Origin of the sequence: Chromobacterium alticapitis (assembly GCF_002924365.1) — a bacterium.
GTDB classification, from domain to species: Bacteria; Pseudomonadota; Gammaproteobacteria; order Burkholderiales; family Chromobacteriaceae; genus Chromobacterium; species Chromobacterium alticapitis.
Window position 1 is genome coordinate 124270 of record NZ_PQWB01000032.1, and the last position, 11988, is coordinate 136257.

General features: G+C 67.3%; 7 protein-coding genes. 6 read left to right on the forward strand and 1 reads right to left on the reverse strand.

Annotation, left to right across the window (positions count from 1 at the left end):
- Positions 1-174 precede the first annotated feature (174 nt).
- Positions 175-2808: a family 20 glycosylhydrolase gene (locus C2I19_RS09340; RefSeq protein ID WP_103902432.1), complete on the reverse strand. Its 2634-nt coding sequence runs from the start codon at positions 2806-2808 to the stop codon at positions 175-177.
- A gap of 459 nt (positions 2809-3267) precedes the next feature.
- Here C2I19_RS09340 and C2I19_RS09345 point away from each other — a divergent pair, with 459 nt between their 5' ends.
- The 6 genes from C2I19_RS09345 to C2I19_RS09370 all read left to right on the forward strand — a co-directional run.
- Positions 3268-5355, forward strand: coding sequence for a TonB-dependent receptor domain-containing protein (locus tag C2I19_RS09345; protein ID WP_158253674.1), 2088 nt, complete (start codon positions 3268-3270; stop codon positions 5353-5355).
- 116 nt (positions 5356-5471) lie between these two features.
- Positions 5472-5753 (forward strand): DUF2218 domain-containing protein, encoded by a 282-nt coding sequence (locus tag C2I19_RS09350; RefSeq protein WP_103902434.1) that lies wholly within the window; start codon positions 5472-5474, stop codon positions 5751-5753.
- Between the two features lie 10 nt (positions 5754-5763).
- A complete protein-coding gene (locus tag C2I19_RS09355) occupies positions 5764-6870 on the forward strand; it encodes an ABC transporter substrate-binding protein (RefSeq protein WP_103902435.1) in 1107 nt (368 codons plus the stop codon).
- On the forward strand, positions 6867-7931 hold the full coding sequence (locus C2I19_RS09360) for a FecCD family ABC transporter permease (protein ID WP_103902436.1): 1065 nt from the start codon (positions 6867-6869) through the stop codon (positions 7929-7931). Before C2I19_RS09355 ends, C2I19_RS09360 begins: the two co-directional genes overlap by 4 nt.
- On the forward strand, positions 7928-8692 hold the full coding sequence (locus C2I19_RS09365; protein WP_103902437.1) for an ABC transporter ATP-binding protein: 765 nt from the start codon (positions 7928-7930) through the stop codon (positions 8690-8692). The genes C2I19_RS09360 and C2I19_RS09365 overlap by 4 nt, the downstream gene beginning before the upstream one ends.
- Before the next feature lie 148 nt (positions 8693-8840).
- Positions 8841-11988: non-ribosomal peptide synthetase (locus C2I19_RS09370; protein ID WP_199181120.1), on the forward strand; the 3148-nt coding region annotated here is incomplete at its 3' end.

Sequence of the window (11988 nt, forward strand, 5' to 3'; positions counted from 1 at the left end):
GGCGAGCGGCGGTTTCCAATACGAAAACCGCCATCCTTCACCTGGCCTGCAAAGACCGCCTTGGCCGAGCCGTCACACGTTCTGTTGCGGACCTGACCCCGTCTTTGCCAAGCCCGCGCCAACGAAAACAGCGGGCCGATAGGCCCGCTGTTTCTTGCCAGTCAAAGCGCCCGCTCACTGCCCAGACAAGCTCTCCACCCGCCCGGCGCGACGGCCGTCCTGGGTGACGCCGCGCCAGAAGTTGGCTTGCACAGGCTGGCCAGGCTGCAGGGTTTGCCAGTTGCGGCCGTCGGTGGAGTACTGCAGCTTCGCGCCCGGCCATTCCGTGGTCACGGCGTACGGCCCGTTGCCCGGCTGCACCGCCGGCATGGACATGCGGTAAGCGATGCCCGCGCGCTCCAGCTTGGGCGCTTCGCGCCAGCCCAGCACGGCGGCGAACTGTTGCCAGTCGGCATTCAGCGCCGCCTTGTCCACCAGATGGGTGACGCCCAGCTGGTAGGTTTCGCCCGCCGTGTAAGGCCGCTCCCACGCCGCCTTGTGCCAAGCGCGCTCGGCCAGCGCCAGCATGCGCGGATAGACGCGCTGCTCGAACTCGGCGTCGGTGCGGACGATTTCGGCCCAGGCCTGGCCCTGGATGCCGGCGAAGCGCGCCGGCGCGGCCGAGCTGGTGACGGAGAAGGGCTTGCCCTGGCGATCCGGCATCACTTCCGCGTTTTGCGGCAGATTATCCGGCGCGAAGCTGAACACCTTGTAGCTATCGGTGTCGCGCGAGGCCCAGTAGTAGCCGTGCTCGCGCGGGTTCAGCTCATAGGGGAAGTCGAAGTACAGGTAGTCCGGCGAGGCCAGCACCGTCTTGAAGCCCTTGTTGGCGAAATCGCTGGCCGCCTGCGCGGAGCCCCAATACAGCGTGTCCCACTCGGTGACCAGCGTATTCGCGGTGGCGAAGTCGCTCGCGCCGGCCGCGCCGTGCACGCCGTCCTGCCAGGCGGCCATGGTCGGGATGTCCTGGGCGGCGACGATGCGGCTGGCCGTTTGCGCGAACTTCAGCGGCAGCTCGTCCACACTCTTGATCTGGCCTTGGGCGATCTGCGCCTGGCAGGCCGGCGAACGGCCCCAGGGCTTGTCCTGCTTGGCTAGGTCCACCTTGCCCTTGCCTGGGTCCGTTCCCTTCATGTCCTGGAAGCCCCCTCCCAGCAGAATGTTCTTGGCCTCGTCGCCGCCGAAGTGCCAAGTCCGCAGCGGCTGGCCGGCCTCGCGGTGCATCTGCGCCACTTCGGACACCAGCTTGGAGACGAAGCGCTGGCTGCCCGGCACGCAGGGGTTCAGATAAGTATGGCGGTCATAGAATTGCACTGACAGCGTATTGGATTGGTCCTGCGGGTCCAGCAGGCGGTACTCATTGGCCGCCTGCGGCTGCCCGGCCGCCATCAACCTGCGGTAGCGCGCTTCCATCGACACCACCGCGGCGCGCGCGTGCGCCGGCATGTCGAACTCCGGAATCACCTCGATGAAGCGGGATTGGGCGTAACGCACCAAGTCTATATACTGCTCGCGGCTCAGATGGCCGCCGCCGGACTGGTTGGCCGGGCCGGAACCCAGCTGCGGCAGCAAGCAGCGGCTTTCCGTCAGGTCATGGCAACGGCGCGCGCCGACATCGGTCAGCTCCGGCAAGCCCGGAATCTGCAAACGCCAGCCTTCGTCGTCCGACAAGTGCAGGTGCAGCTTGTTGAGCTTGTAGGCGGCCATTTGATCGATCAGCCGGCGCACGGTGGCGGGCTGCTTGAAATTGCGCGCCAGGTCCACCATCATGCCGCGGTATTCATAGCGCGGCGCGTCTTCCACCGTCATGGCCGGGACCAGGCCACCGTTTTGCGGCGTCAGGCCCAGCAGGGTTTGCGCGCCGTAGAACACGCCGGCGGCGTCAAAGCCTTCCACCGCCGCGCCCTTGGCGTCTATGCGCAGGCGGTAGCCGCCCGGCACCGCAATATCGGCCGGCAGCTTGGAACCCACTACCTTGCCGGATACCGGCGCGCCGCCCGCCTTCAGGCCCAGTTGCGCCGCCCGCTGCGCCAGCGCTCGCGCGCCGTCCGCCCCCACGCCATCCAGACGCAGGCTCAAGCCTTCGACGCGCAGTTGCCCGCCCGCCAATTGCTGGCGCTTGACAGCCGGGATGACGCGGCCCGCCACTTGCGCGGCGGCCAGTTGCGGCCCGCGCTGGCTGAACGTCTGATAACGCTGCTGCGGCGTGGCCAGCGGCCGCAGCTCGCCGGCCGGGTTCTTCCAGTTGTCGCCGGTCAAGGGCAGCAGATAGCTGGCTTCGTCGCTGCTGTCATGCCGCAGCAGGGCCGGCGCTTGTCCGTCCACCACTACGTAGGGACGCGGCAGCACGTCGCTTTCCTGCAGCATCCAGTATTCGTCTATCAGCGGCAGCTCCAGTTTCTGCCCCGGCGCCAAGCCCTGGAAAGCCGCGGTCGGCGAGATCTGGTACAAGTCGCCGGTGAGGTGGCGAATGGCGAACTGCGGCGTGTCCAGCTTCAGGATGCGGCGGATGCTATGCAGATAGAGATTCCAGCCGCCGGCCGGCACCGCTTGCGCGCCGCGGTTTTCCAGTATCAGCCGGCCTTTCAGGCACAAGGCCCAGTCCGCGCCCAGGTCGGCGCAAGGCGCGCCGGCCGCCGCGCCCTGATTGCTGTCCACCGCCACTTTCAACGCCAGACTCTGTCCCAACGCCGCCGCGTCCGGCGCGGCCCAGGCCCCAGCCGACAAAGCGGCCAGCACGGCCGCGCCCAGCAAATGTTTCACGCTCATCACCCACTCCTCGCTTGTTCACCACCCGATGAAGTCCCGCCTGCGCGGTCCGGCGCGCCAAGCCTCAGCCATGCGAACGCCATTTGGTATTTAAGTGGTATTGGATGTGGTATGCAAGAGGTATTGAACCTGTCGCTTGATCCAAGGCAAACCCATGGAGCCCCGACATCTCCCAAGTTAGCATTGATTCTCATTACATTTCAGAATTACAATCCCCGCCATCCCACCCTTGCTGCGTGCGCCGCATCCTGACCCTGCATCCCTGGGAGGCTCCCGCCACAACGCCTCAAAATGATAATGAAAACAATTCCTATTTACATTTGGATGATTTGATGTGAGAATCCGATCGTCGTATCAAATTTATTGCTCGAATATTCCTTCGTCAGCATAAAAATAAGGCTCGCATCCCATTGCATGCCGGATGAATTTACCTTCGATGATGAACACCGGGTCTCAACCATGAAAAACCATCGCCTTCCGCGCCAGGGCTTCCGCCTGGCCTTGCTGTCCGCCGCCGTCTGCAGCCTGCATCTCCCCGCCGCCCATGCCGATGAAGCCACGGCCGAACTGCCGTCCGTCGTCGTCACCGCTTCCGGCTATGAGCAAAAAATCAAGCAGGCGCCGGCCAGCATTTCGGTGATCACCCGCGCCGAGCTGGAAAAAATGCCGGTCAACAATCTGGCTGATGCGGTACGCAAGCTGGAAGGCGTCAGCATCATAGGCGGCGACCCCAGCGACATCGACATCGCCGTGCGCGGATTGCCCGGCGAGTACACGCTGATCCTGGTGGACGGCAAACGCCAGAACACGCGCGAAACCATGAACCGCGGCACCGGCGGCGTGCAGCCTTACCAGATGCCGCCGCTTGAGGCGATAGAGCGCATCGAAGTGGTACGCGGACCCATGTCCTCCCTGTATGGCGCGGACGCGATGGGCGGCGTGATCAATATCATCACCCGCAAATCGCCCAAGGAATGGCATGGCTCCGTGACGCTGGGCGGCTCCATTCCGTCCGACGCCAAATACGGCAATGCCGGCGAGACCAGTTTCTGGGTGGGCGGCCCGCTGAAGGAAGGCCTGCTGGCGCTGCAGGTATACGGCAGCAGCTACCACCGCTCGGAAAGCAGCGTGAGCTACCCGAGTGTCGGCTCCGTCGGCGTGCCCGACACCCAGAACGGCAATTTCAACGCCAAGCTGTCCATCACTCCGACCGCCAATCAGGACATCGTTCTGGAAGCCGGCCATAACTCGCTCAGCTACACCAATACCCCGGGCAAAACCGCGGCCGCCGGCGATGACAAGAGCAAGATCAGTTATCCGCGCGACAACTGGGGCATCAGCCACAACGGCCGTTGGGACTGGGGCAAGAGCAGCCTCTCGCTGTACCAGGAATCGTCCAAGGAAATCAGCGCCACCAACGATGTGGAAAGCCCAGTCCAGCCCAAGATCGTCAACACTACGCTGGATGGTCAACTGACCCTGCCCTTCCATCGCAATACCCTGAAGTTGGGCATGCAATGGCAGCAGCAAAAGCTGAGCGGCGTGTCCCTGAACAACAATGTGCCGAACCAAAACTTCGCGCCCAACCCGGACCAGATCAGCGCCGACAGTTCAGCGCTGTTCGCGGAGAACGAGTTCGCCGCCACCGACAATCTGACGCTGACCGGCGGCCTGCGCCTGGATCACCAAAGCCAGTACGGCAGCCACGTCAGCCCCCGCCTGTACGCCGTCTACAATCTGACGCCCACCGTGACGCTGCGCGGCGGCGTGGCTCAGGGCTTCAAGGCGCCCAAGCTGCGCCAAACCGCGCCCGGCTACTGCATGACTTCAGGCGGTCCAGGCGAAACGGGCGGCGTGCTGTGCGGCAACCCCAATCTGAAGCCGGAAGAAAGCACCAGCGGCGAAATCGGCATCCGCTACGATGGCACCGGCGGCCTCAGCGGCAGCTTCACCGTGTTCAACAGCCAGTTCAAGAACAAGGTGGTCAGCTACGACACCGGCGTGCTTTCGCCGCAAGCCGCGCCGCGCACCATCTACGTCTACGACAACGTGGACAAGGTGGACATCCGCGGCGTGGAAATGTCTGGCGCATGGGAAGTCAGCAAACAGTGGAAGCTATCCGGCAACTACACCTATACCGACTCCCGCCGCGAGGGCGGCAAGGAAACCAGCCGCGACCACACCTCGCTGGATGGACAACCGCTGGACAAGACGCCCAAGCATGTGGCCAACCTGAAGCTGGACTGGACGCCGTTTGAAAAGCTGAACGCCTACGCCAGCGCCACCTACACCGGCAAATCCAACTGGGCAGCCTTCCGCAACTACTCGATGAGCGTGCGCGAGCGCCCGGCCGCCACCACCTTCGACCTGGGCCTGAGCTACCAGATCAACAAGACCTTCAGCGTCAACGCGGCAGTGCTCAATGCAAGCAACAAGATTGTGCCTGTAGATATGTCGGATAGCGGCAGCAGAACTCCGGTCCGTCCGGGCAACTGGATGGTGGACGAGGGCCGCCGCTACTGGCTGACCCTGACCGGCAAGTTCTAAACCCCCGCTCCCCGTCCGCCTCCAGCAGACGGAAGGGAGGCCACGCGGCAGTTGCCGGACCCACCGTCCGCCAACTGCCTATTACCGTTTTATTTTATAAGAATGGAGAAATCATCATGCTGAGCAGCCGCGCCACCCTCACCACCGCCCACGCCGACAAGGTGCTGTACAAGCTGTGCAAGCACTACGCGTTGAAAGTGCCAGTGGATTTCGACACCGAACGCGCCCATGTGCAGTTCCCGATAGGCACTTGCGACATCCTACGCCAAGGCGACACCCTGGACATGGTGTGCCAGTCCGACGCCGCCGACAAACTGGCCAAGATCGAATTCATCATGGACGAGCATCTGGGCCTGATGGCCAAGCAGCCGGATCTGAAACTGGACTGGCGCCAGTAAGGGGGACGCGATGAAAACCGTACTTTCCCGCCTGCTGACCGCCGCGCTGCTGGCCGCTTCGCTGTCCGTCCAGGCCGCCGTGGTCACCGACATAGCCGGCCGCAAGGTGGAAACGCCGGCCAAGGTCAACCGCATCCTATTGGGCGAAGGCCGCCTGTTCTACGCCCTGGCCCTGCTGGAAGGCAAACAGCCTCTGGCCCGCCTCGCCGGCTGGCAAGGCGATTTCCGCCAGCTGGACCCGCAGACCTATGCCCAATACCAGAAGCGCTTTCCCCAGATAGACCGCATCCCGCTGATAGGCAACACCAGCGAGAACTCGGTCAGCGCCGAAAAAGTGCTGGCGCTGAAGCCGGATATCGCCATTTTCAGCGTCTCCGGCCACGGCCCCGGCCTGAACAACCCCATCGTCAAGCAATTGCAGGCAGCCAAGGTGCCGGTGGTGTTCGTCGACTTCCGCAACGCGCCGCTGGAGCACACCGTGCCCAGCCTGCGCATCATGGGCCAAGCCCTGCAGCGCGAAGCGGAAGCGGAACGCTTCATCCGCTTTTACCAGGGCAAGCTGGACGCCATCCATAAAACCGTCGCAGCCATTCCGGCGCAGCAAAAACCCAAGGTCTTCCTGGACCTGCGCGCCGGCGCCTTCGCCAACGTCACCAGCGCCGGCAAGGGCAGCCTGGGCGAGCTGGTGGACGCGGCCGGCGGCGTCAATATCGGCGACGCGCTGCTCCCCGGCCCCACCGGCGAAATCAATATGGAGCACGTGATCGCCGCCAAGCCTGACTGGTATATCGGCACCGGCACCGCCGCGCCGGCCGACAAGACCGGCATCCAATTCGGCGCGGACGTGACGCCCGCCCAGGCCCGCGCCTCGCTCGCGCGCGCGGCCGGCCGCAAGCCGGTGGGCGCGCTGGCCGCCGTGCGCGAGAACCGTACCTTCGGCGCCTGGCACCACTTCTACAACACGCCCTACCACATCGTCTTGCTGGAAGCCTTCGCCAAGACCTTGCAGCCGCAGCGCTTCGCCAAGCTGGACCCGGACGCCAGTTGGCAGCAGCTGCACCGCGACTTCCTGGCCATAGAGCCGCAAGGCGTGTACTGGACGAGGAGCGGCAAATGATGGAGCACGCCCTGGCCGCGCCCGCCGCGGCCGTTTCCGCCGACTACCGGCGCAGCCTGCTGCGCCGCTCGCTGCTGATCGTCGTCCTGGCCGCGCTGATCCTCGCCTCCCTGACACTTGACGTCACCACCGGCGCCAGCGGCCTGTCGCTGGCCGAGTTCTGGCAAACCCTGCTGCGCCCGGCCGCCGCCGATCCATCCACCGCCGTCATCGTCTGGGACATCCGTCTGCCCTACGCGCTGATCGCCGTCGCCGCCGGCCTGGCGCTGGGTCTGGCCGGCGCGGAGATGCAGACCGTGCTGCACAATCCGCTGGCCGATCCGTTCACCCTGGGCCTGCAGCCGGCCGCCGCCTTCGGCGCGGCGCTGGCCATCCTGCTCAACCTCAGCCTGCCCGGCGTGCCGGCCGCCTGGATGCTGCCGGCCAACGCCTTCGTCTTCGCCCTGGGCGCGGCGCTGCTGCTGGACGGCGTGGCGCGGTTCACCCGCATGGCGGCCAGCGGCGTGCTGCTGTTCGGCATCGCCCTGTTCTTCAGCTTCAACGCGCTGGTTTCCCTGCTGCAGTTCGTCTCCACCGCCGACGCGCTGCAAGACCTGGTGTTCTGGCTGATGGGCAGCCTGTCCCGCGCCGACTGGCCCAAGCTGGGCCTCCTGTTCGCCGCCTTCGCGCTGATCCTGCCGTGGTCGCTGGCCAATGCCTGGCGGCTGACCGCGCTGCGCCTGGGCGAAGACCGCGCCGCCAGCTTCGGCATAGACGTGCGCCGGCTGCGCCTGGCGTCCTTGCTGCGCGCCAGCCTGCTCACCGCGCTGGCCGTGGCCTTTGTCGGCACCGTAGGCTTCATCGGCCTGATCGCGCCGCATATCGCGCGCCGCCTGGTGGGCGAGGATCACCGCTTCTACCTGCCGGTCAGCGCGCTGACCGGCGCGGCCATCCTGTCCCTGGCCTCGGTGGCCACCAAGAACCTGATCCCCGGCGTCATCGTGCCGGTGGGCATCGTCACCTCGCTGGTGGGCATTCCTTTCTTCATCGCCATCGTCTTGCGCAACGGAGGCCGGACATGACTCACCTATCAATAGCCAAGCTGTCCGTGCGCTATGGCAAGCGCCGGGTGATAAACGGACTCGATGCGCCCTGTCTAGCGGCCGGGGAGGTCACCGCCCTGCTCGGCCCCAACGGCAGCGGCAAGTCCACCTTGCTGCGCGCGCTGGCCGGGCTGCAGCCCTGCGAAGGCCAAATCGCCCTGGACGGCCGGCCGCTGGACCGCCGCCGCGGCCAGGCGGCCTACCTGCCGCAAACGCTGCCGCCCTGCGTGCATCTGACGGTGTTCGAATCCTTGATGGTGGCCGGCCAGGCCACCGCCTCCGGCCTGTTCCGCCGCCACGGCGACGACGAGGTGGTGGCGCTGCTGGAATCGCTGGGCATAGTCCGTCTGGCGCGCAGCCATCTGGACCAGCTATCCGGCGGCCAGCGCCAGTTGGTGGGCATCGCCCAGGCGCTGATCCGCGAGCCGGCCCTGCTGCTGCTGGACGAGCCCCTGTCCGCGCTGGACCTGAACTACCAGTTCCACGTGATGGACCTGCTGCGCCGCGAAACCCGCCGCCGCCGCATGGTGACGCTGATCGTGCTGCACGACCTGAACGCCGCGCTGCGCCATGCCGACCGCGCGCTGATGCTGAAAGATGGCCGCTTGCTGGCCGACGGCAGGCCGGAGCAGGTGATAGACGCCGCCGCCCTGCGCGCGGTTTACGGCGTGGACGGCCGGGTGGAGCGCTGTCCGCAAGGCGTGCCGCACGTGCTAGTGGACGGCTTGTCCGCCGCCTGAACGCGATGCCCGCGGCCCAGACGGGCCGCGGCGCCTCTCATCCGCTCCTCTGCCCGGCTGGATTCGCTTAATTAATTGCAATTGATACTCATTTGTATTTAATATACCGCATCATCGTCATCGGCCTTATCCGCCCCCTCCGCACGCCATGAACCCCAACGCCCCGCGCCTACCCCTCAGCGCCGCCCAGCGCGGCATCTGGATGGGCCAGCAACTCGTCCCGGACAATCCCAGCTACTGGACAGCCGAAGCCATCGAACTGTCCGGCCCGCTCGACGCGGCGGCCCTGCTCGCCAGCGCGGCAGAAACGCTGGCCGGCGGCCCCGCTTTGAACATGCGCTTCCATTTCGACGGCGATCAGTTGTGGCAGCAAGCCGCCGCGCCGGCCAGCGCGCCCGCCTGCCTGGACTTCAGCGCCGAGGCCGATCCGCGCGCGGCGGCCGAGGCCTGGATGCGGCAATCGCTGGCACAAGCCTGGCGCGCCGAGCAAGACACCCCCTGCCGCGCCGCGTTGCTGAAGCTGGGCGAGCGGCTGCACCTGTGGTATCTGCAGGTCCACCATATCGCCTTGGACGGCTACGGCTACGGCCTGCTGGCCAAGGCCATCGCGGCCCGCTACAGCGCCCGCGTCTCCGGCCAGACCCCGCCGGTCCTGCCCGATTGGTCGCTGCAGGCGACGCTGGCGGAGGACGCGGCCTACGCCGAATCCGCCGAACGCGGGCAAGACCGCGCCTTCTGGCTGGAACGGCAGGACGGCTTCCCCGCCGCCGTCTCGCTGGAAGCGCCGCAGCCGCTGGCCAACCATGTCGCCAAGAGCGGCGACACGCTGGAGGCGGAGCGGATAGCCGCCTGGCAGAGCGCCGCGCGCGCCAGCCGCGCCAACTGGGGTGCCTGGCTGCTGGCAGCCGTCGCCGCCTGGCTGGCCGGGAAAACCGGCCGCCGCGACATCACCCTGGGCCTGCCGGTGATGAACCGCATCGGCTCCGCCGCGCTGGACGTCCCGTGCATGGCGATGAATATCGCGCCGTTCAGCCTGCGTCTGGCGCCGGAGGACGCGCTGGGCGGCCTGGTCCGCCAGGCCGAGCAAGGCTTGCGCGCCATCCGGCCGCATCAGCGCTACCGTTATGAGTGGCTGCGCGGCGATCTGAACCGGCTGGCCGGCCAGGACAAGCTATTCGGCCCGGTGCTCAACCTGATGCCCTTCGACCGCCGCGCGCCGTTCGCCGGACTGGAAACCCGCATCCTGCCGATCAGCGCCGGCCCGGTGGAAGACCTCGCCGTCAATATCAGCCTGCTGAACACCGAATGGCGCTTCAGCCTGGAAGCCAATCCCCACGCCTACCCGCAGGCGCGGCTGGACGACATGCGCCGCGAGTTGCTGCATTGGCTGGACCGGCTGGCGCGCACGCCCGCCGATGCTCCGCTGGCCGAACTGCTGCCCGGCCTGCCGCCGCTGTCCGTGCTGCGCGGCCCGTCGCTGCGCCAAGCGCCGCGCGACGCGATGGCTTTGCTCGCGGAACAGGCCGCGAGCCGGCCGGACGCGCCCGCCCTGATAGACGGCGCGCTCACGCTCAGCTACAGCCACTTGCTAGCCAAGGTTCAGGCCCTGGCCGGAACGCTGCGCGCGCAGGGCCTGCAAGACGGCGAGCGCGTCGCCATCCTGCTGCCGCGCGGCGCGGACGCCGTCGTCGCTATCCTGGCCGCGCTGTGGGCCGGCGGCTGCTATGTGCCGCTGGACCCTTACGGCCCGCCGGCGCGGCTGGACATGGTTTTGCGAGATGCCAGGCCCAAGCTTGCGCTGACCTGGCGGCGCTGGACGGACCGGCTGGGTCAGACCGCGCCGCTATGCCTGGACGAGCCCTTGCTGTTCGCGCCGGCGCAAACCCGTCCGGCCCAGACCGACGCCGCCCAGCCGGCCTATCTGCTCTATACCTCCGGCTCCACCGGCCAGCCCAACGGCGTGCTGCTGGGCCGCGGCGCGCTGGCGCATTTCGTATCCAGCGCCGGCCAGTTTTACCGCTTCGCGGCGGGCGAACGCGTGCTGCAGTTCGCGCCGCTGCACTTCGACGCCAGCGTGGAGGAGATTTTCCTGGCGCTCTGCCATGGCGGCGCGCTGGTTCTGCGCGACGAAGCCATGCTGGAATCGATGCCGGCCTTCGTGGCTGCTGTCGAACAGATGGAAATCGACGTGCTGGACCTGCCCACCGCCTTCTGGCATGAGCTGGCCTACGCGCTGACGCCCGAACTGGCCGCGCGGCTGTCCCGCCTGCGCCTAGCCATCATAGGCGGCGAGGCGGCGCTGCCGGAACGCGCGCGACGCTGGGGCGAGCTGATGCCGTGCTGCGCGCTGCTGAACAGCTATGGTCCGACCGAGGCCTCCGTCATCGCCACCGGCGCCGTTCTGTCCGGCCCCGGCGCGGCATGGAACGGCGCGGACAACCTCCCCATAGGCCTGCCGCGCCCCGGCGTGGACGCCGTCGTGGTTGACCCGTCGCTGCGGCCGGTTCCGGCCGGCGAGGCCGGCGAGCTGTGCCTGCTGGGCGAGGCGCTGGCCCTCGGCTATCTGGACCGGCCGGAACTAAGCGCGCGCCGCTTCGTCGAGCTGTCCGCCCTGCCCGGCGCGCCGCGCGCCTACCGCACCGGAGACCGCGTGGCCTGGCTCGACGGCCAGCTGCGCTTCCTGGGCCGGCTGGACCAGGAGTTGAAAATCAGCGGCTTGCGCGTCGACCCGGCCGAAGTGGAAAACGCGCTGCTCGCCGTCCCCGGCGTGCGCGAGGCCGCGGTGATCGGCCTGCCGCTGGCCGGCGGCGGCTATGCGCTGGCCGCCGTCCTCGCCGGCGAGGCCGCGCGAGACGCCGCGGCATTGCGTGGGCTGCTGTCGGACACGCTTCCCGCCGCCGCCATCCCGGACCGCTGGCGTTGGCTGCCCGGCTTGCCGCGCAACGTCAACGGCAAGATAGACCGCAAGCGGCTGGCTGCCATGCTGGACGATGAAACCCCAGCCGCCGCCAATGAGCAGGCCACGCCGCTGGAGCGGCGCATCATGGCGGTCTGGCAACAGGTGCTGGGCCGCATGCCGGACGGACCGCGCGCCAATTTCTTCGCGCTGGGCGGCAAGTCCTTGCAGGCCATCCAGGCCGCCAATCGGCTGAGCCGCGAGCTGGAGCGCGAGGTGCCGGTGTCCGCGCTGTTCAGCTACCGCACCGTTTCCGCTCTGGCCCAGGCTTTGTCCGCGCCGGCCGCCCATCGCCCGCCATCTCAAGACAGCGACCCGTTCGGCCCCGTCTTGGCCATCC